Source organism: Microvirga aerophila (assembly GCF_003332305.1).
In the GTDB taxonomy this organism is placed as follows: domain Bacteria; phylum Pseudomonadota; class Alphaproteobacteria; order Rhizobiales; family Beijerinckiaceae; genus Microvirga; species Microvirga aerophila.
Map to the genome: position 1 here is coordinate 95,171 of NZ_QOIO01000001.1, position 20,145 is coordinate 115,315.

Here is a 20,145-nt window from a genome sequence, read left to right on the forward strand (position 1 = left end):
GGATTGTCGGTCACCATCTCAGTTCTCCAGGATCGAGGCGACGAGAAGCTGGGTATAGGGATGGCTCGGATCATCCATCACGCGATCGGTCAGTCCCTGCTCGACTATCCTCCCGCTCTTCATGACAATTATGCGTTGTGATAGGAGTCGGGCGACACCCAGATCATGGGTGACGATAATCACCGACAGACCGAGATCCGAGACCAGCATTCTCAACAGATCGAGAACACGTGCCTGGACCGACACGTCGAGGCCACCAGTCGGCTCATCCATGAAGATCAAGCGAGGGTGGGTGACGAGATTACGCGCAATCTGCAAACGCTGCCGCATGCCGCCGGAGAAGGACACCGGCATGTCATCAATGCGGGAGGCTGCGATTTCAACGCGTTCCAACCAGTCGCTCGCTCGACGCCGGATCTCGCCATAGTTGCGGTCCCCAACCGCCATCAGCCGTTCACCGACGTTGGCGCCTGCCGATACGCGCATCCGCAACCCATCTGCCGGGTTCTGGTGAACGAAACCCCAGTCCGTCCGCATGAGGAAGCGGAGCTCGGCTTCGCTCAGCTCCGCGAGATCCGGGAATCGCCGGTCGCGCAGCCGGTATCGGATCTCGCCGCTGCTCCGCTCCAGGCGAGTGGAAATGCAGTTGAGCAGTGTGGTTTTGCCAGATCCGGACTCACCGACGATCGCGATAACCTCGCCCGGCCAGACGTCAAAGGAGACGTCGGTGCAGCCGATGAAGTTACCGTATCGCTTTTCCAGCTTGCGGACGGAAAGGATCGGTTCGCTGTTCATTCTGCGGCCTCCCAACCGGCTTTTGCGGTGCAATGCTGTGGCAAGCCTGCTCCCTGACACCCCTCAGACCGGCGTGTTTCGCAATGGTCGGTGTCGGAGCAAACAAACATACGACCGCCGCGGTCGTCCGTGATGACCTCGTCCATATAGACGTCCTGCGCATCACAAAGCGCACAACGGCAATCGAAGCGCTGGACCGTGAATGGGTGGTCCTCAAAGTCGAGACTGACCACATCGGTGAAGGGCGGCAGCGCGTAGATCCTTTTCTCGCGGCCGGCGCCAAAAAGCTGCAGCGCGGGCGAGTGGTGCATCTTGGGGTTATCGAATTTGGGGATCGGCGACGGGTCCATGACATACCGGCCTTCGACCTTTACGGGATAAGCATAGGTCGTGGCGATATGGCCGTGCTGCGCAATGTCCTCGTAGAGCTTTACATGCACCAAGCCATACTCCTCCAACGCATGCATCACGCGCGTTTCCGTTTCACGCGGCTCAAGGAAGCGAAGCGGCTCAGGAATTGGCACCTGATAGACAATGATCTGGCCGTGAGCGAGAGGCGTCTCGGGAATGCGGTGTCGGGTTTGGATGATCGTTGCATCCTCCGTTCGTGTCGTCGTTGCAACATCCGCAACTTTGGCGAAGAAGGCCCGGATCGACACCGCATTGGTGGTATCATCGGCACCCTGATCGATGACCTTGAGCACATCGTCCGGACCCAGGATCGATGCAGTGACCTGCACTCCGCCCGTGCCCCAGCCATAAGGCATCGGCATGTCACGTGAGGCGAACGGCACCTGGTAGCCGGGGACCGCGATCGCCTTCAGGATCGCACGCCGGATCATCCGCTTGGTCTGTTCGTCGAGATAGGCAAAGTTATAAGCAGGCAGGGATGGATTGGTCACTCTGCTGCCTCGCTCATTGGTGTGTCAGCACTCGCCATTGCGGCCTCGCGGCGTAATGTTCGCAACAAATCGAGCTCTGCCTGGAAATCGACATAGTGCGGTAGCTTCAGGTGCTCGACGAAGCCAGTGGCCTGCACATTGTCGCAGTGCTCCAGCACGAATTCCTCATCTTGCGCCGGAGCCAGGCGTTGCTCATTGAACTCATCAGCTCTCATTGCGCGGTCAACGAGACTCATGGCCATCGCCTTGCGCTCGGATTGTCCGAAGATCAGCCCATAACCACGTGTGAAACGCGGCGGCGAATCCCCACTTCCCTTAAACTGCGACACCATCTGGCATTCAGTGACCCGGATCGCGCCGATGCACACGGCAAAGCCGACTTCCGGCACCTCCACTTCGACATCAACCATGCCGATCCGGATCTCACCGACGAAGGGGTGTGTTCGACCGTAGCCGCGCTGCGTCGAATAGCCGAGGGCGAGCAGGAAGCCCTCGTCGCCGCGCGTCAACGCCTGCAAGCGGATTTCGCGTCCAACGGGATAGGCAATCGCCTCACGCGTCAGGTCACCCGGTTCATCGTTGCTTGGGACATCAGCCTCGATCAGTCCTTGGCTATCAAGAAGATCAGTCACGCGCGGGCAGCTCTCATCCGTGGGGCGCTCCCGCTTGACAGGGTGTGCGACAGCTTCGTCACCCGCCATGGAAGGGTCGATCAGGCGGTGCGTGTAGTCGAAAGTCGGCCCCAGCAGCTGGCCGCCCGGGATGTCCTTGAAGGTCGCCGAGACACGGCGCTCAATGCGCATCCTGTTCGTGTCGATAGGGCGCGCGTTGCTGAACCGCGGCAGCGTGGTCCGATAAGCACGCAGGAGGAAGATTGCTTCAATCAGATCGCCGCGTGCTTGGCGCACGGCCATTGCCGCGAGTTCCGGGTCGTATAGGGAGCCCTCCGCCATCACGCGATCAACACCAAGGGATAATTGGTTGACGATCTGCTCGACGGAGAGCGCCGGCACATTGCGATCTCCACGCCGGCGATTGGCCATGAGACGATGTGCATTGGAGATCGCCGTCTCTCCACCTTTAACCGCGACATACATGGTTCAGGCCTCCACAAGACGGGCGGTGCGCGGCAGTGCGAGAAGTTCGCTGGCGCAGATCAACAGCAGGTCGAAGCCCAGCGGAAAGCGAGCAGTATTGGTCGCCATTGTCTCGGTGAAATCATCCGGTAGCCTGCATGGCGCGATAGTGGCAATGGTCTCGATCCCAGGGCCACGCAGGGTCAGCGGCGTGCCGTCTCGTAGGCTTTCCACCGGTAAAAGCAGCGTCGCGGATCGGTCGGGATAGGAGAGAGAGCCCATTGCGAAGTTTCGCCAACCACTGACTGGGCTATTCTTGGACAGAACCGCAAAGCTCGCCGTCCAAGGGTCTTTGGTGACTGCGGCTCCCGTATGGAATGTCAGCCACGATGCGGCTGTGTCTGTGCCATTGTCTTCAAACCAGACTGGAGTGTCATAATCGGCGAGCGTTGCTAGGAAGGCCGCCGCTGCAGGCTCAAGCGGCGCAGGCGCTTGGACCGGGTTGCCCAGATCCACGATACGGCCCGGCTGAGCCACCGCGTCCATCACCAGCCGGAATATGGCCTGCGATTGAAAGACGGGAGCTGTGAACCCGCCGTCCAACAGGGTTGTACCAGTCATCAGTCTTCTCCCCGAACCATGGCGAAGAAGTCGACACGCGTGGCCTCCGTCTCTTCGGCCTGCCGTATCCGCGCTGCGTCTTGCTCCGCCAGCGCTGGCGTCACGAAATCGGTTTCGATCACCTGGACCCAATCCGGAAGTTGGGAGAGCGCATCGAGATGCGCGACGATGGTTGCCTTCTGCAGGTGGCGGCCGAGAACAATCGCGTGACCGACCTCACCTGTTGCGAGCTTCACAGTGGCTCGGGTCACCGTGGCCTCGCCAAGATTGAAGGGCGCGCCACCGCCGCCGGCCCGGCCACGAAGCATGACCATGCCGATTTCGGGACCACGGATGGGGGTTGCAGTAGGGACGGCATGCTCCAGCGCAGCATATCGCTCGGCTAGATTAGTCGGGTCACCGGAGGCCAAGGCGTCAAGCCTCCGCTTTCGGGCTTCATCGGGAGAGTGCATTCGATAACTCACTTGTCTAATTGTCTAGACAACTATTCATTTTCATGATTTACCGTGCTGACCGTGACAACCTGATGACGTTTCAAGAAAGGCAGTGTCGATGAGCCCAGAGGGAGATGGCGTCACGCGCTGGCGGCGGGTGGCAGACGACATCCGCAGCAATATCGGTGACGGCATCATTTCTGATGCTCTGCCGTCAGAGCTCGAATTGGCAGCGCGTTATGGTGTCAATCGCCATACGGTCCGTCGTGCCATCGCGGCCTTGACGGCAGATGGGTTGCTGCGCGTGGAGCGTGGGCGCGGCACCTTCGTGAACAGCAAGCCACAGCGGATCGTCTATCCTATCGGCTCACGTACACGCTTTTCCGAAAACATGTTGAAGCAATCGCTGGAGCCCTCAGGCCGGCTCATCAAGTCCGACTTCGTCTTGTCCGATTTGGTGATGGCTACCTTGCTTGGATGCCGCGTCGGCACACGACTTCACCGTCTCGACAGCCTCTCGGTCGCCGATGGCATTCCATTGTCGCGTTCGACATCGTACTTTTCGGCTGAGCGGTTTCCGGGAATCATTGACGCCTATGCCGAAACCGGCTCAATCACCGAAGCGTTACGGCGCGAAGGAGTTGTCGACTATCGCCGCCGGGAAACCCGACTGACGGCAGAGCGCATTTCCGCTAAAGACGCCGAGCTGATGAGCTGCGCAGCTGATGCCGTCGTCCTGATCAGCAAGGCGATCGATGTGGACCTCGAAGGGCAGCCGGTGCAGTTCATCAGAACAAAGTTTCTGGCGGATCGGGTGGAACTAGTAATGCTCCAGAACTGACACTCAGCATCCTTTGCCGGACATTTTCGGATATTTTCATTCGAACCAGAGATCATGCGGCAAGTAGCCCCTGCATGGGACCGGACAGACGTGCGATCCCTTGGCTGGCCTGCAGAACCTGTTCGGTAAAGTGCAGGCTAAGCCCGCAGAGAAGCCGGACCCCGAACACCATAGCCAAGCCGCGGATCTTGTTCTCTGAGATATCGCGCAGTCCGATCAGCTTCTTGTGGGCGATGATCAGGGCTCGCACCACGCGCCTTGCGAACGTGCGCTAAAGCGTTCCGCCCGGGACGTGGGACACACCTCCTTCCAACGCAGCTCCGCCTCCTCGTGCCCATCGATTCTGATGAGCCCCAATCCCATCACAGCCACTGTAAGAATTGGCATTGAAGCGAGACCGCAAAGGGCGCATGTCGTGCGCCCTTCAACTACATCATATCGATGGAAAGGTCAGAGCTTGCCGAGTTTGAGGAACTGCGTTTCGCCGGATGAGCCGTCGACGCCATCGTTGTCTGTGACGACATAAGCGTCGCCTGCCGCGTCGATGGCAAAGCCCTCGACCTTGTCGAGCACATAGCCCTTCGCAGCCTTCAGGTCGGGCAGGAGATCGCGAATAACCGTCTTCTTCACGAGAGGCATTTCACGACCAAGCTCTGCGGGCTTCATGTCGGCCATGGAAACCGCATAGAGCTTCTTTACCTTCGCCTTCTCGGCGATCTGATTGTCGCGTTCGATAATGATGACGCGATCGCCCGCAGCGCTGATCTCGGAGAGGCCGATCCAGCCGGCATCGACTTTGTCGAGCGGGTAATGCACCGCGCCCCAACTCTTGTCCGCAGGCTTATAGGCGAGGAGTTTCACTGCGCCCTTGCTGTCATCCGCCCATTCGCGCTGCACGGCAAGCCACACAACCTCATCCGCGCCCGATCCAGTGACGGTCACGCCCTCGAGACCGGAGTTCGTTGCGCCCGTCTCGAGATCCGCGGGAAGCGAAATCTCTTCCTGGATTGCGCCCTTCGCGTCGACCTTGAGGAGCAGGTTTCTCAGACCCTTCTCCGGGTTTCCCTCGGAGGCGACCCAGAAGCCGCCATCAGGGGCCATGGCGATGCCTTCGAGATCGAGCTTCTCGGCGGCAGACCCGTTGCGGGTCACGAGCGCTTCGCCGGTGATGCGCGCGGGCTTCTGCGTGGCGTCGATGGTGAGGATGCGCGGAGCGCCGTTGTAGACGCTGTCCGTGACCGCATGGAGTTGGCCGGGCTGGGACCTGTCGGCGGCGAGGCCGGAGAGCGCGCCCCAGGCGATGGGAAGGCCTTCGGCGTTCCTCTCCGACCGGATCGTCGGATAGGCCGGAGCGGCGCGGTCGGCACGCTGATAGATCATGACATGGGGCGCAGCACCGCCATCGCCATGCAGATCGTCCTCGCTCGTTGCGACGAGGAGATTGCGGCTGGGGATGGCGACGAGGCCCTCCGGTGCGATGCCTGCCGGCAGAACCTGCGCGAGTTCCGGCACTGCGCCAGCATCCCGATAGACTCCGATGACGGATGCGCGCTCGGAAGCCACGAAGATGAGATTGTCATTGCCGAAACGCGCCGCCTCGATGCCTTCGATCTCAGCGCCCTTCTTGTTGCGCTTGTCTGGATAATGCCCAAGCGCGACGATTTCGTGCTCGAGGCTTGCACCGGATTCGTAGGCGACGGAGCCATCCCTATTGAAGATTGTAAAGCCCCGCGAGCCGCCTTTCCAGTCGCCTTCATTGGCGGTCACGAAGCGGTTTGCGTCGATCCAGTGGACTGCATCGGGCTCACGGAGGGCGCCATTCTGCGAGCCGGTCAGCTCGATCTTTCCGTCCTTCTTGGTGTCGATGTTCTTCAGATCGGTCTGGCCTGCGGAGAAATGTGCCTCGACCTTGCCGGTTTTTCCATCGACCACAGCGATGTGGTTGTTCTCCTGCAGGGTGACGACGACATCGCCCTCAGAGGAGATGTCCACGAACTCGGGCTCCGGGTCCTCGCCAGCGACAGAAGCGAGGCCGGTAAGGTCGACGTTCTTGAGACTGGCGCAATCGACATCGCCGCTGTTGAGCGGCGCAATCATGAGCGATCCTGGGGGCAGTTGCGGGAGCGCGCCTTCGTTCACGTCCTCGTCGCGCTCGTTCTCGATGGCGATGGCCAGGATGCCGGCATTGGATGCAACAGAATCCGGCTGACCGGGCAGCGCGCATTCTGAGGTGATTCTGCGGTTGGCGAGATCGACCAGAACCAGCTTACCCGAGGGCTTGATGTAGTTCTCAGAGGTGTTGACGGCGACCAAGGCGTTGCCGCCTACGACCTTGACGGACGTGGGCTCGCCGCCAAGCGCCAGAATGCTGGAGGCCTTGGGCGCAGCCGGATCCGCGATGTCGATGAAGCCCAGCGCCTTGCGCGGGCTGTCCGTATAGACCAGTAGCTTGCCGTCCTCGCTGGCTGAGATGATCTCGGCGACAGTCTCGCCTTTCTGGTCCGCATCGGCCGGAAGATTGGTTGTGATGGGAAAGCTGGCGATGCGGTCGAAATATTCCGCCGCAGAGGCGGTCAGCGCAGTGCCGGAGAGAAAAAGGGCGGCAAGCGAGCCGAGAGTGAGAGAACGGTGCATTGTATCCCTGCTTTGGCTTAGGAGTCAGCGAGGCCGTCATGCTCCGGTCGTATGACGGCCGCATGACAGTCGCAGTGCAAGAACAGGCCAAACGCAGAACGTTTTCAAAAGAGCCGCTTCGGGTCAAACTCGGAAACCCCAACCTCTTCCAGAACGTCCGCTCTGGCATGACAAGCTGACCAAAGACACAACCGAGTAGGCTCGTGTGCAAAGCTCGTGCGTTGTCGCATCAGCACCCGCCCACCCAGGAGCCCTCGTGTCGGACACCAGCCTTGCAGAAGCCATCGCCCAGGTTCCCCTTACCTTTTCCGATTGGAAGCCGCTCCGGCACTTAGAGGACCCGCTCCATAAGGACCTCTCGGCTGTCACGCGGATCGGCGACTGCCTCTTTCTCGCCTGCGACGAGACCGCAAGCGTCGAGCGCCTCCAGCACTTGGACGACGGCAGCTTTGGGCATCACCAGCATTTCGCCTTGGATGCGCTGGTCGACTTGCCTGCCGGTGCCGACGGCGAGATGGACATCGAGGGCCTGTGTGCCGATGAAGGCTTCCTCTGGATCGTTGGGTCTCACTCGCGCAAGCGCTCCAAGCCCAAGCGGGATGAGAACGACCGCTCTGAGGCCCTCCAGAACATGGAGGAGATCGAACGCGAGCCCAACCGCTACTTTCTCGGGCGCATTCCTCTTGTGGAGGAGGCACCGGGGATCTTCACCCCCACCCGATCCGACGGGGAACGCCAGTCGGCTTGGCTCAAGCTCGGTAAGAAGCGGAGCGCTCTTGAACGGTGGCTTTCAGAGGATCCGCACCTCGGACCGTTCCTGAACATCCCGTCAAAGGAGAACGGCTTCGATGTCGAAGGACTAGCCGTGAAAGGAGATCGGGTCTGGCTTGGTCTACGCGGGCCTGTGCTGCGCGGGCACGCTGTAGTTCTCGATCTGGAGCTGACGCAGAAGGGCCAAGACCGGCTGAAGGCGCGCCGGATCGATGGGGAGCGCCGCTATCGCAAGCATCTGCTCGATACCCGAGGTCTGGGGATCCGTGACATGCAGTTTGCGGGCGATGATCTTCTTCTGCTGGTAGGGCCGACCATGTCTCTGGAAGGGCCGGCCTTTGTCCTGCGGTGGCGCGGCGCGGCGCATGATGACAGCTCCGGCGTCATTGCTCCTGAGCGTATCGAGACAGTGGCTGAACTGCCCTACCAGCTGCATGTGGATCACCCGGAAGGGCTTGAGCTCTGGCCTGAGGCAGGCGATGGCAGCCTGCTGATTATCTACGACGCCCCTGCCCCAGAACGAACCGACCCTGACACGTTCACGGTGCGCGCTGACGTAATTTGCCCAAGGCAAGCCGAAGATGGCCGGAGTTGAACGCAGCGTATGGCTACCTATTGGCGATCGGGGAGAAAACGACTCAAGGGGCAGATGCCGGTAGCCCTTTGGAATTGTTGGTCAGAGCACTCGGACTCGAACCTAGGATCCTCTGATCAAAAGTCTGAATGTCTTTGGCCCTGATACTGGGGTGGATGGCGTCTTTGTCCCGAGCAGCAATGGTCGCCTGTCACAACCTAGCCATTCGGCGCAGAGAAACTCTGCTGGGTGGAGGGAGCCGATATGCCGCTTCTCATTCTCGCCATCCTATTCGGCTTGCTGGTGCCTGCACGCCTTCTTGCTCAGGATGTGCCATCCCTTCTGCTGCGGATCGCTTTCGGATCCTGTGCCGACGAGGAGAAGCCGCAGCCGATCTGGGATGCCATCCTAGCTTACCAGCCCCAGCTCTTCCTGTTCGCCGGGGACAACGTCTATGGCGACGTGCGCCAGGGGCGCAATGTGCCGGATGCGGAGCTCCTCCAAAGCCTCCAGGAGTCGTATGCCCAGGCTGGCCGGGTGCCAGGCATGGCGCGGCTCAGAAGCACCATCCCGTATCTCGCCACCTGGGATGACCATGACTACGGCAAGAACGATGCAGGTGCCGACTTCGCTGGCCGCCACGAAGCCCAGCGGCTGTTCCTGCAGTTCTGGAACGTGCCGCTAACGGATGCGCGTCACCGGCGGGAGGGCGTCTACCACAGTCAGACCTTCGGCCCTGACGGGCAGCGGGTGCAAGTGATCCTGCTCGACACCCGCTTCTTCCGCTCCTCCCTCAAGCCCACGGACCAGCGCAATGCCGCCGGTCGCGAGCGTTATCTGCCGGACGACGATCCGAGCAAGACGATGCTGGGCGAGGCGCAGTGGTCCTGGCTGGCTGAGCGGCTTCGCGAACCCGCCGATTTGCGCCTCATCGTGTCGTCCATTCAGGTTGTGGCGGAGGGGCATGGCTGGGAGCGCTGGGGCAACCTTCCCCGCGAGCGGCAGCGCCTCTATGACCTCATTCGGGCAACCGCCGCAGGTGGTGTGATCCTTCTTTCAGGGGATCGCCACGTCGGCGGTCTGTACGGCGAAGCGACGGACGTATCCTACCCCCTCGTCGAGATCACCTCGAGCGGCATCAACCAAGTCTTCCCGGGCAACCGGGAAGCCGGGCCCAACCGGCTCGGCGCGGTCTATGGTGCCCCGAACTTCGGCACAATCGACGTGGATTGGTGGGAGCGGACTGTCACTCTCTCCTTGCGGAGCGAGAATGGCGAACCCGTGCGCCGGCAGGTCGTGCGCTTGGACGAGCTGAGGGTCTCGGGTCCATAGCTTTCCGGGAGAGATGATCGTTCGCCATAGGACGAGGCCCGCAGGATCCTTTGTGCGCCCTCCTGAGCAGGCGACGCGCGAACGATGCTCAGGAGAGTTGAGAGGATATGAGGCTGCCGCTCGTGCGGCGTTCGTTACCCTCAGCGTTACCCGGATAAGCCGAGACGCGTTCCGTGCCAGGGTCAAGTCTGCATAACTAGCTGTTATATATGATTAATTTTGGTGGGTGATGTAGGGCTCGAACCTACGACCCGCTGATTAAGAGTCAGGTGTCGCCCCTTTCCCCACGCTTCCTCATTATACCTCTCGTTGCCTAAATAGCTGATTTGCATACGCTATCTTGTGCATAACGTTTCCTGAAGCATCCTGCGGTTTCCATTTTTCGGCTACCTATAGCCAAGCCAAGTAGCCAACGCAGGTAGCCGCATGAACCGCCTCAAGCTCACCAAGAGCACCATCGATCCCCTGCCCGCCTCAGCCAAGGAGGTGATCTGGTGGGACACCGAGCTGAAGGGCTTTGGCCTCAAGGTCACACCCGCCGGGCGCAAGGTCTTCCTGGTCCAGTACCGACCCGCGGGCGACCGCCGCAATCCGCGCAAGTACACCATCGGGGAGTATGGCCAAGTCACGCCCTACCAAGCCCGGGTGGAGGCCCAGCGCGTGCTGGCCGAGCGAGCGGCCGGTCGGGATCCTCAGGCCGACAAGCAGGCCACCAAGCGGCGCATCGCCTCTGAGCAGGTCGAGGACCTCGTCACCGAGTTCCTCGCCCGCCATGCAGCCCAGAACCGGACTGCCGGAGAGACCGCCCGCATCTTCCGCCGCGAGGTCCTGCCCTTCTGGGGCAGCCGCACCCTGGGCGAGATCCGCAAGCGCGATGTGGTCGCCCTCCTAGACAATGTGCGCGGACGCGGGGCACCAGTGATGGCCAACCGGGTGCTGGCGGCGGTGCGCAAGTTCTTCAACTGGTGCATCTCGCGAGGGCTTCTCGAGGTTTCGCCCTGCGCGGGGGTGGGAACGCCCACCCGCGAGCGGGCCCGCCACCGGACCCTTACAGATGAGGAACTCGGGGCTGTTCTCGCGGCGGCTCGGGAGCTCGGGCACCCGTTTGGCAGCATCGTGCAGATGCTGGCGCTGACGGCTCAGCGGCGGGACGAGGTCGGGCGACTTTCTTGGGATCAGCTCGATCTGGAGAAGGCAGTGTGGGTGATGCCGCCGGAGCATGCCAAGAACGGCAAGCCGCACCTGGTGCACCTGAGCGCGCCCGTCCTGCAGCTGCTCCAGAGCGCGCCCAGGCTCGGCGACATTGTGTTCTCAGGTGATGGCACGACCCCGTTCCAAGGCTTCTCGAAGTCCAAGGCTCGGCTCGACCGCCTGTCCAGGGTGAGCGACTGGACCTTGCACGATCTGCGCCGAACAGCAGTATCCGGTATGGCCCAGCTCGGTATTGCGCCGCATGTGGCAGACAAGATACTGAACCATCAGAGCGGCACCATCTCGGGTGTGGCAGCCGTCTATCAGCGGCACGAGTTCCTGCACGAACGCAGGGAAGCCCTCAACGCGTGGGGCGCCTTTCTGAACGCGTTAGAATAACGTTCAATGTTCGAACAGAAAACATCTTCATGAGCATGTTAATTACTAACCAGTCTATTCCTTCGATGCGTTTTGACGTTGATGTGACTTAGACCCCACTTAGCAGGGCGCCCTTCGTCTGTAGGTACTATTCAGGCGAAGACTGGCGTGGGTATTGGGAGACTGGCACGCCAGACCGGCAGCTCGCACACTGGCTTCAAGACTCAGGCGTTCGCTAGGCTACCATAAATGCAGCATCAGGGGAGTTCATACTCACTCTACCTGAGGGCTCAAGTGGTCCATTGAATCTTCCCATCTGTTTTCACCCGGCTGAGTTCAATCCCCTTGATATTCCAAGCGAGCAACTCCGGGCTTGTGTATTGGAGCAGGTCGACTTCGTGTGGGGCCGAATGCAAGATGAGTTCAGGAGTGCCGTAGATGAGAGACGCTGCACGATCTTCGCTCGTGCTGGCTCGGTCCTCAGCGAGTTCACAATCATTGCGCCTGATGTGTTTCGGTACTTCGTGGTGACGGACTGGATGAGGGGTGATGCTCAGGCTGCCACTGGAGAGCAGCTTTTCTCAATTCATGTTGCTCTGCCGTCTGTCGATTCTCCCGCAACCTCCTACCTGCTGCAGGACAACAAGCAAACGTCAACTGTAAGGCGGAAAAAGCCCGGCGCTGTGAAGCAGCAGCAGGCGCAAGCTGCGATCCGGGCACTCACGGCGGAGGGTGTCGAACTCGAGAAGCTCTCAAATCAAGAATATGAAGCTCGAGTTTCGAATTGGCTTATTGCCAATGGATATAGGTCCCCAGGAAAGGACACAATCATGCGGGCTGCCGGTCGCCGCAAATAGCGCAAATGACGCGCGCATTCCTTGCATCGTGTCTGCGCTGACGATGTCCTGCATGGTGTGATGGTTCCCGGTCTGACCGGGTGATTCCTAAACGGTCACATCAATGGCTTCTGAAACCTACTACACACCTGAAGAGGCAGCGGAATATCTCCGCTCCTCACCCTCTACTCTTGCCAAGCTGCGGTTGTATGGCGGCGGCCCGGTGTTCACCCGCATTGGACGGGTGATCCGCTATCGCGGCAGCGACCTCGATCATTGGATGAGCAGTAAGCTGGCGCGCTCGACGTCAGAGGCTCGCCTTGCGGGCTAACCTCATTGAACAGGCAGTCAATCAGCCCTGCCTGCTGCAAAAGAAGAGCCCCAAACGAGGGCTCTCGCGGGGCTCAAGGATAAATCTCATGATCTCTATGCCTACCACAAAGCGCCCCTCGCGCAAAGCGAAGTCGCGCGCGCCTGACCTGTTCGCCTGGTCTCGCAACACGGAGCTTCTCAAGCATCCTCCTGTCAGCGCAATCACGCGGCGAGTAAATGTCAGCCCCGCCCTCGCTCTGGTCTTCGCTGAACTAGCTGGCCTGATGCGGGAGACGCGCCATGACTAACGAACAGAACCTTAAGGCAGCCCTTGAGCTCGCCGCGGCCGGGCTGCCGGTGTTTCCCGTCCGGATTACGTACAATCCAGTGACCCGGAAATTCAACAAACAGCCCTGCATCACGGGTTGGCAGACCAAGGCTACAGCTAATGAAGCTGCTGTGCGTCAGTTCTGGGACCTCTTCCCGTATGCGGTTCCAGGAGCGGCTCTCGGTCGTTCGGGGCTCGTTGTGCTCGATGCCGATCGGCACGGTGGGCCTGATGGCGTCAGCGCCTTTCACGAGCTTGCAGCACGCTATGGCCTGCCGAAGGGCGTGATTCGCATCAAAACCGCAGGATCCGGTGAGCACTGGGTGTTCCGTAATCTCGCAAATGATCCCCTCGGCAATGGCGAGGGCGTGCTGCCGGGCGGCATCAACATGCGCGGACATGGCGGCTTCATCGTGGCTCCAGGGTCCGTCCGGCCTGACGGAGAGCGCTGGCGTGAGCCTGATGGCGGCCTGCGGCTCGGCTCCTCATTCGTAGCTGGAACAATCCCTGAGATCCCGCACTGGTTGGTGGACCTGATCCGCTCCCACAAGGCATTGGACAGGGAGTTGCCGAACGACCAACCGATTCAGCCAGAGCAACCGGCAGTAACGGAGCGAGAACGGTCGTACGCAGCCCGTGCTCTGGAGTGCGAGTGTACCCGTGTACGTCAGGCCGCGCGCGGCACCCGCAACGAGATCCTCAACAAAGCCGCGTTCGCGCTTGGCAGAATGGCGGGCGCGGGCTGGATTGAGCCGGATCTGGTCCACTCGAGCCTGTTCACGGCAGCTCAGGACTGCAGTCTGGTACGCGACGACGGTGCGAGCGCGGCGCGCAAGACAACCGACAGCGGACTGGCGGCAGGCATGAGTGAGCCCCGTGCTCCCCTGCCCGACCGGGGTTTTGGCACAATTGGCACAATTGGCACACGTGCAGAGAGCGTGTGGAGCGAGCCCGAGCTGTCCTATCTCGGCTCCGGTCGCTCCCAGCCGGTGCCTTTCCCGGTCGAACTCCTGGGCTCTTCCTGGGGCAACTGGTGTCAGGCTCATGCCCAAGCCCGCTGCGTGCCAGTTGACTATGTCGCGGCGGGCCTCCTCGCCAGTGCGTCGGCGCTGATTGGTAATGCCCGCTGGGCAATGGCGGGACCCGAGTGGCGGGAGCCCTCGGTGCTGTGGCTGACAGTGGTCGGCTCGCCCAGTGCGGGCAAGAGCCCAGGCCTCGACCCGGTCCTCGCGATCATACGGCAGATCGAGCGGAGCGCCATCGAGGCGCTCCGGCCGGAGCGAGAGGCCTACCACGAAGCGCTCGAACTCGCCCGGGCCAGACAGGCGGATTGGCAAGCCAAGGTCCGGGAAGCTCTGAAGAAGGACGACGTCCCACTAGCCCGTCCGGCCGATGCCGTCGAACCCGAGCCCGTTCCCCTGCCCCGCCTCATGGTGGGCGACACCACCCCGGAGAAGCTCGGCACCATTCTCCGGGACAATCCCAAAGGGGTTCTGCTCAACCGCGACGAGATTGCTGGCTGGCTTGGCTCCTTCGGCCGCTATTCCTCCGCCGGAGGCGGCGAGCGCGCCATGTGGCTCGAAGCCTATGGCGGGCGTGTCTACACCATCGACCGGCAGAAGGATCCCGAGCCGATCATCATTCCGCACCTGTCTGTTCCGGTATTGGGCGGCGCGCAACCGGACAAGCTGCGCCTGATCACCGGCGGCGACGATGACGGCTTTGCGGCCCGCATTCTGTGGTGCTGGCCGGAGCCGGTCAGTGGCTTTCGCTTGGCTCGTGCTCCGGTCGATGGAAAGGCGCAGGAGGAGGCGCTGAGACGCCTGCATGGACTTGCCATGACCCAGGGCGAGCACGGGACTATGCAGCCCAGCCATGTGCCTGTCAGTGACACGGCGGCCGCTCACTTCGAAGCTTACGGATCTGAGGTGAAGGTGCGAGCGAACGGAGCCTCGGGGCTGCTCGCGGGGGCTTTGGGCAAGGCGACCGGGCAGGTGCTGCGTTTAGCTCTAGTGCTGGAGTATCTCGGCTGGTGCGAGGCCACATTCCGGACTGAGCCATCAAAGATCGGCGAGACCGCGATGCTCTCAGCCATCGGGCTAATCGACGGTTACTTCCTGCCGATGGCACGCCGGGTGTTTGGAGAGGCCGCCATTCCGGAGGAGGAGCGTCGGGCCATGGAGCTGGCCCGCTGGATCAGCGAGATGCGGCCGGAGCGGTTCAACGCCCGCAAAGTCCGGCGCCAGATCGGAGGTCTGCTGCGGGAAGCCAAGCATATGGCGCAGGCGTGCGAGGTGCTGGTCCAGGCCGAGTGGATCCGCCCCGTTGCAGTGTCGTCAGCCTCAAGCGGCGGGCGGGCCCCTTCCGACTATGAAGTGAATCCCTCGCTTCTCGCAAGGGCGGAAGTGGCATGAGCCCTTGGCTTGCCAAAGCCCGAGCGACGCGCGCTCACGTTGGTTTCGACTGCGCGGGAGCGTGTGCCAATTGTGCCAAATGTGCCAAAACCTCCCAATCGGCAGCAGCAGAAGGGGGTTTTGGCACAAACGGCACAATTGGCACAGTCTCTGAAGTGCCTGCGGATGAGATCTGGAGCCGGTTCGACTGGATCACGCAAAGGCTCGTGGAGGAGTATGGCCGGGACCTTGCGACTGCACAGCGTGATGGACTGTCCATTCTCAAGGCACAGTTGCTGAACGACCTGCGGCTTGCTCCGATACAAGTCGATACCCACCGCTGCTTTGTCTGCGGCGGGATCGACACACCCACTCACGTGCTGGTGCCTGTGCTGACCGCCCGGCGTGACACCCCGCTATGGCTGCATCTTGAGCCTTGCCATCATGAGCACCAGAGGCGTCGATCCAAAGAGGTCGATGAGCTTCTCCGCTGGGCACGGTCCCCAACCACCCCGAGCGCCAATACGGCAGAGGACCCGTCAAGGGAGGGGGCAATCAAAACTCTACACCTCTTCACGAAAGACCGGCGGTCACAGTCGCACACGCGACGCCGCAAAATTCGAAGCTGATCTTGGAACAACCCCATGAACACCCGTGACCAGCGCCACTGTGGCGCAAAGACCCGCTCTGGCGCGCCGTGCAGGCGTTCGCCGGCTCAGGGCAAGGCGAGATGCCGTCTCCATGGCGGAGCGCTTGGCAGCGGCGCGCCGTGCGGCAAACGCAATGGCAACTGGAAGGGCGGCCGGTACAGCCGGGTGGCCACGCCCGAGCAGCGAAGGACGGCCTGGCAAGAGTACTGGGCCGCTAAGCGGGCTCAAAGAGCCACAGCCGCGGCCGACATTTCGGACGTTCTGGATTTGGAGCTACGGACCCTGTGGCCGCTGGAGTAAACACTGATGATGCCCGAAGCTACCCGGCGCACGCGCTCCTCCGATGGACAGCTGTTGCCCATTCGCGTTCGCGTCGAACGTGTTCTCAGTCCACTGAGAAGGGGCTTCAGAGCCGTCGGCACCCCAACACGACTGTAAGCTGGCTTCGAGGTTTGAGGCTGATCGCTGTGCCAAGGCGTCGACCTGCTATCAACATGTTCGGCCTCTTTGAGTGCTGAATCCCAGCTGCGCGTCTTATCGATGGAATAGCGTAAGTCACGACGCAGCCGCCACAGAGGACCACATGACGGTCGCCTTCATGCAGCGCAGCGAGGACCCCATGCGCTGCCTTGCCGACGTTCCAGGGTTATCCCGAAGACGATGAACTGACAAGATTACGCAAGACAAGGCGTGGCAGACGGCTGACACAAGTGTCCCATAAAGGTGACAGACTCAGCTAAACGTCAGGCAATCGTCTACCTCCAAAGATTTAGCTCGTGACAAGCCAATGGTTCCACTCGATCTTAGCCGTCCGATGTGCCTCCAGGGCGATGACACCAAGCCGGAATGCTGGAACGGATGGAAAATATGCTTCAAGCAAAAGAAAATATACTTAATGAAACCGAAGAGCAGTGCGAGATCCTGGCTCGCTTGGTGGAACAAGCTCAAACCTTCCTGTCGACTGCGGAAGGGGCGCTCTCCGAGACTATCAGTGATGTCATCGAGGAAAGCCTGGCACGGGGGTGGATCTTTTCAGGATCCTTGCACGACCTGATCTCAGAAATGGATGTTCGGCTGGAGGCCTTCTCCATCGATGAGCTGGCCCAAGTCTTCGACTTCGAAGAGGTGCAGGTCTGGGCCAATACCACCAGATCAATCCCCACCACCGCCAACAATGCCGTTGCCATCCGCAACGCGGCCTTTCTCCTGATCCAGCTCAAAGCCATGGGCTTCAGGATCGACGATACTCTGCTCAGCTCCCGCGTGAGACCCGCTCTCGAGAAGAAGCGATTTCTCGTCGGCCGCGAGTTCTACGTCTACTGGCAGCAGGAACTGGAGGCGAAGCGCGAGGCCTTTGTCCTGTACTGCGCGCCAGTCTCTCCGGTGTCGGAGGTCAGTGAAGCCCGTCTGCCCCTCGGTCACACCATGCGCATCATCCATGAGGGAGAGCGCACCATCGGGGTCGAGGTGACGCCGCCACCTTCGAGCAAGGCCGGTGCCGCCTAGGGGAAGGAGAGGTGCCGAGGTCGCCCGTTCCGCCGAGGTCTGTGCGGAAGTTTAGCGGCAACCTCTGTTCCGATCAGCTGGGATCCGGCGAAGCAGCGTGAGAAGCGAGGCGGGTTCAGGCGGGGATCAAGGTCAGCGTGAGGATGGCCTTGGAGTCCGGCTGCATGGCCAGCATCACCTTTGCAGCAGATGAGCCCCCTGAACATAAGCGGTCTGACCGGCCCGGTACTGCTCGAGGACGAGCACCGCAAGCGGAGTTGGTTCGGACGCTGACCCGTTCCGAGGCTGAACCCGGTGCGCGGCGTTGATGGCGGACAATGCGAGACGTGCTGGCCTGTGAAGGCATCAGGCCGCCAGTTGCTTATCGGTCAAGCTTGTATTTCTGCACGCGAGCAGTGACACGTTGGTGTCTCGATAAAGCTTCAAGTGACTCATTCGGCTTACCGGTGTTTTATAGCCCCTTCTCATCAGGAACGTCTGGTTCTCCGTTGTAAATCGGCTCAGAAACGTTAACCCCTGCCAGACCTAGCGCACCTTGTTGAGCATGCGAAGGAAAGCCAACGACAGAGGGGTCATAAGCGGCGGCGATCGTGACCCTCTCGGATCGAGAAAAACCGCAAGCCGCTCAGAAGTTTGGGCCAAGCGAGAGACATGGTCTGGGTTCAATGCCGAATGACAGGTTTGGCTCTATCGAAGACAGCCTTGGAGCATGCAGGATGCGGGAACGATCCTTAACCAATCGGGAGCGGGGCTTGTCGAAAACTTTGGCGAGGTAATCCATCCGGAAGCTCTTCGGCTGCTCGTACAGCGGATACTGCCGTCACATTGTTTAGACGGTTTCCCAGGCCTTCGATTTCTCGGATCGAAAAAGCGCATCAAGAACTCGCATGTTCATAACCGCGTCGGCCATCGGAAACTCAAGGCTGCTCCCCTCCAGGATCGCGCGGGAGAACGCATCCCCCTGATGCTGATAATGGTCAGCGGGAGGAAACTCCTCCGTCTCGGCCCCGCCGCCAATCAGATCCCGCCCGTCGTCGAACACGATGCGGGTCGGCTGGTCGCGCTTGGGGTTGAAAGGCACCTGGACCTCCAGGCGACCTTTTGTGCCGACAATTTGTACCCACTGGGTTGGCACAAGCTGGGTTGCGCAGGTGAACGCCAGATGCTGTCCACCGGAGAACTCGGCAAGACCGCTCGCCAGCCGGTCCGTACGCAGGACCGGGTCCCGGTCGAACACGCCGATCACCCGCTCCGGATCGGCGCCGAAGATATAGCGAGCAGTCGCGACCGCATAGCACCCGACGTCGTAGAGGCCGCCGCCGCCAATCTCGGCTTGATTGCGGATGTTGCCAGGGTCAGTCAGATGATACGAGAAGAAGGTCTGGACGGCCCGGACATCGCCAAGACGTCCGCTCCTTGCGATCTCGCGTGCCCGCTGCCATTGCGGATGGAAGCGAACCATGAAGGCCTCGGCAACCAGCTTGCCGGCCTTCGCCTGAGCCGTCTCAATCTGATAGGCCTCCTCCGCATTAAGGGCAATGGGTTTCTCGCAAAGGACATGCTTACCCGCCTCCAGCGCCTTGATGGTCAAGGGAGCGTGGAGGTGGTTGGGTAGCGGATTGTAAACGGCATCGATCTCGGGATCGGCTAGCAAGGCTTCATAGGAGCCGTAGACCTTCGGGATCCCGAATTCCGCCGCGGCGTCCCGCGCCCGCTGCCAGTCTCGGGACGCAATGGCCACGACGTCCGTCAACTTGCCATTCTTCATCGCCGGGATCACGTGCACGCGGGCGATCTTAGCTGGGCTCAGGATTCCCCATCTGACTTTCTTCGACACGCGAGTTCCTTCCTTTTTTGACGTGGAGCCCAAGTGCTTCGTTCAAAGCTGAGCCCCGACGGCGCTACAGTTCGTAGAGTTCGAGCGGACGACCATCAGGATCGGCAAAGGAGACGAAGCGCTTGCCTGTGTACTCTTTGGTCCGGATTGGCTCGACCGTAACCTCAAGGCTCTTCAGGCGCGTTATGACTGGCTCCAGCGCTGCGACCGAAAATGCGAGATGACGGAGTCCGCAGGCCTCCGGCCGCGATGGCCGTGCTGGTGGTGATGGAAACGAGAAGAGTTCGATCTAGGCCATGCCCACCTGCAGATCACACTTCCATGACTGTCGTTCTGGACGCCAAGCCTCGCCGATCACCGGCAACGCCAGGACCTCGGAATAGAAGTGCTTCGACCGCTCGTAATCCAAGCAGATGACCGCAACATGGTTCACAGCATCCAACATCGGTATCTCCTGGGATTGCCCGGATCAGTCATTGCAGCAAAGCAAGCTGCAGGATTTCTAAAGGGAAGCAACTGCCGTGTCCTCCACGGTTTCTGATCCAGCCCGTGCAGCGCTCGTTCCGGTGTCGGTACTGAAGCAGGGAAGTGGAAATCCCGTCTAAGGCCCGATGCAGAGGTCAATGATAAGCTCCTGGTTCAATGTACCGGCCAAAGGTCGTCTGAAATTATACACGATGCCAAGGCAACCCTTAACGGGGTTATCGAACGGCTTGTTTGACCCCCTCCCGAAT

At 60.9% G+C, this 20,145-nt stretch carries 18 protein-coding genes and 1 pseudogene; 9 read left to right on the forward strand and 10 right to left on the reverse strand.

What is annotated here, in order from left to right:
* Nucleotides 1–18 precede the first annotated feature (18 nt).
* Genes phnK through phnG form a run of 5 tightly spaced genes read right to left on the reverse strand, consistent with a single transcriptional unit; the run spans nucleotide 19 to nucleotide 3,846 of the window.
* Nucleotides 19–795 (reverse strand): phosphonate C-P lyase system protein PhnK, encoded by a 777-nt coding sequence (gene phnK / locus DRB19_RS00470; RefSeq protein ID WP_114184058.1) that lies wholly within the window; start codon nucleotides 793–795, stop codon nucleotides 19–21.
* Nucleotides 792–1,697 carry an alpha-D-ribose 1-methylphosphonate 5-phosphate C-P-lyase PhnJ gene (locus tag DRB19_RS00475; protein WP_114184059.1) on the reverse strand — a complete coding sequence of 302 codons (906 nt, stop codon included), beginning with the start codon at nucleotides 1,695–1,697 and terminating at the stop codon, nucleotides 792–794. Before DRB19_RS00475 ends, phnK begins: the two co-directional genes overlap by 4 nt.
* Entirely contained in the window at nucleotides 1,694–2,794 is a 1,101-nt protein-coding gene (locus DRB19_RS00480; RefSeq protein WP_114184060.1) for a carbon-phosphorus lyase complex subunit, read from the reverse strand. The genes DRB19_RS00475 and DRB19_RS00480 overlap by 4 nt, the downstream gene beginning before the upstream one ends.
* Before the next feature lie 3 nt (nucleotides 2,795–2,797).
* Nucleotides 2,798–3,394, reverse strand: a complete 597-nt coding sequence (gene phnH, locus DRB19_RS00485) for a phosphonate C-P lyase system protein PhnH (RefSeq protein ID WP_114184061.1) — start codon at nucleotides 3,392–3,394, stop codon at nucleotides 2,798–2,800.
* Nucleotides 3,394–3,846: a phosphonate C-P lyase system protein PhnG gene (phnG, locus tag DRB19_RS00490; RefSeq protein WP_114184062.1), complete on the reverse strand. Its 453-nt coding sequence runs from the start codon at nucleotides 3,844–3,846 to the stop codon at nucleotides 3,394–3,396. The genes phnH and phnG overlap by 1 nt, the downstream gene beginning before the upstream one ends.
* Nucleotides 3,847–3,946: 100 nt before the next feature.
* Here phnG and phnF point away from each other — a divergent pair, with 100 nt between their 5' ends.
* Nucleotides 3,947–4,669, forward strand: coding sequence for a phosphonate metabolism transcriptional regulator PhnF (gene phnF / locus DRB19_RS00495; RefSeq protein WP_114184063.1), 723 nt, complete (start codon nucleotides 3,947–3,949; stop codon nucleotides 4,667–4,669).
* Between the two features lie 55 nt (nucleotides 4,670–4,724).
* On the opposite strand, the pseudogene DRB19_RS00500 reads toward phnF, so the two are convergent.
* A pseudogene (locus DRB19_RS00500) lies at nucleotides 4,725–4,919 on the reverse strand (IS110 family transposase); the annotation flags it as partial.
* Nucleotides 4,920–5,119: 200 nt separating this feature from the next.
* The gene (locus DRB19_RS00505; protein ID WP_114184065.1) at nucleotides 5,120–7,303 is read right to left on the reverse strand and encodes an esterase-like activity of phytase family protein; all 2,184 of its coding nucleotides are present in this window, start codon (nucleotides 7,301–7,303) and stop codon (nucleotides 5,120–5,122) included.
* A 256-nt stretch (nucleotides 7,304–7,559) separates the two neighbouring features.
* Between DRB19_RS00505 and DRB19_RS00510 the strand changes: the two genes are divergently transcribed.
* The 8 genes from DRB19_RS00510 (at nucleotide 7,560) to DRB19_RS00545 (ending at nucleotide 17,574) form a co-directional block, all read left to right on the forward strand.
* Nucleotides 7,560–8,669: a DUF3616 domain-containing protein gene (locus tag DRB19_RS00510; protein ID WP_210207426.1), complete on the forward strand. Its 1,110-nt coding sequence runs from the start codon at nucleotides 7,560–7,562 to the stop codon at nucleotides 8,667–8,669.
* Nucleotides 8,670–8,912: 243 nt separating this feature from the next.
* Nucleotides 8,913–9,980: an alkaline phosphatase D family protein gene (locus DRB19_RS00515; RefSeq protein WP_114184066.1), complete on the forward strand. Its 1,068-nt coding sequence runs from the start codon at nucleotides 8,913–8,915 to the stop codon at nucleotides 9,978–9,980.
* A gap of 426 nt (nucleotides 9,981–10,406) precedes the next feature.
* The gene (locus DRB19_RS00520; RefSeq protein WP_114184067.1) at nucleotides 10,407–11,570 is read left to right on the forward strand and encodes a tyrosine-type recombinase/integrase; all 1,164 of its coding nucleotides are present in this window, start codon (nucleotides 10,407–10,409) and stop codon (nucleotides 11,568–11,570) included.
* A gap of 281 nt (nucleotides 11,571–11,851) precedes the next feature.
* A complete protein-coding gene (locus DRB19_RS00525; RefSeq protein ID WP_147023138.1) occupies nucleotides 11,852–12,406 on the forward strand; it encodes a hypothetical protein in 555 nt (184 codons plus the stop codon).
* A gap of 103 nt (nucleotides 12,407–12,509) precedes the next feature.
* Complete coding sequence (locus DRB19_RS00530) at nucleotides 12,510–12,716, forward strand: helix-turn-helix domain-containing protein (protein ID WP_114184069.1); 207 nt, start codon at nucleotides 12,510–12,512, stop codon at nucleotides 12,714–12,716.
* Between the two features lie 281 nt (nucleotides 12,717–12,997).
* The gene (locus DRB19_RS00535; protein WP_114184070.1) at nucleotides 12,998–15,439 is read left to right on the forward strand and encodes a DUF3987 domain-containing protein; all 2,442 of its coding nucleotides are present in this window, start codon (nucleotides 12,998–13,000) and stop codon (nucleotides 15,437–15,439) included.
* 623 nt (nucleotides 15,440–16,062) lie between these two features.
* Nucleotides 16,063–16,368, forward strand: a complete 306-nt coding sequence (locus DRB19_RS30665; protein WP_174800020.1) for an HGGxSTG domain-containing protein — start codon at nucleotides 16,063–16,065, stop codon at nucleotides 16,366–16,368.
* Between the two features lie 567 nt (nucleotides 16,369–16,935).
* Nucleotides 16,936–17,574, forward strand: coding sequence for a hypothetical protein (locus DRB19_RS00545; RefSeq protein WP_162815543.1), 639 nt, complete (start codon nucleotides 16,936–16,938; stop codon nucleotides 17,572–17,574).
* 829 nt (nucleotides 17,575–18,403) lie between these two features.
* Here the strand turns inward: DRB19_RS00545 and DRB19_RS00550 are convergent.
* The 3 genes from DRB19_RS00550 to DRB19_RS30955 all read right to left on the reverse strand — a co-directional run bounded on the left by DRB19_RS00550 (nucleotide 18,404) and on the right by DRB19_RS30955 (nucleotide 19,856).
* The gene (locus DRB19_RS00550) at nucleotides 18,404–19,411 is read right to left on the reverse strand and encodes a Gfo/Idh/MocA family protein (RefSeq protein ID WP_114184072.1); all 1,008 of its coding nucleotides are present in this window, start codon (nucleotides 19,409–19,411) and stop codon (nucleotides 18,404–18,406) included.
* Nucleotides 19,412–19,475: 64 nt separating this feature from the next.
* Nucleotides 19,476–19,700 (reverse strand): VOC family protein, encoded by a 225-nt coding sequence (locus tag DRB19_RS30950; protein ID WP_245439221.1) that lies wholly within the window; start codon nucleotides 19,698–19,700, stop codon nucleotides 19,476–19,478.
* Nucleotides 19,701–19,856, reverse strand: a complete 156-nt coding sequence (locus DRB19_RS30955) for a VOC family protein (protein WP_245439201.1) — start codon at nucleotides 19,854–19,856, stop codon at nucleotides 19,701–19,703.
* Between the last annotated feature and the right edge of the window lie 289 nt (nucleotides 19,857–20,145).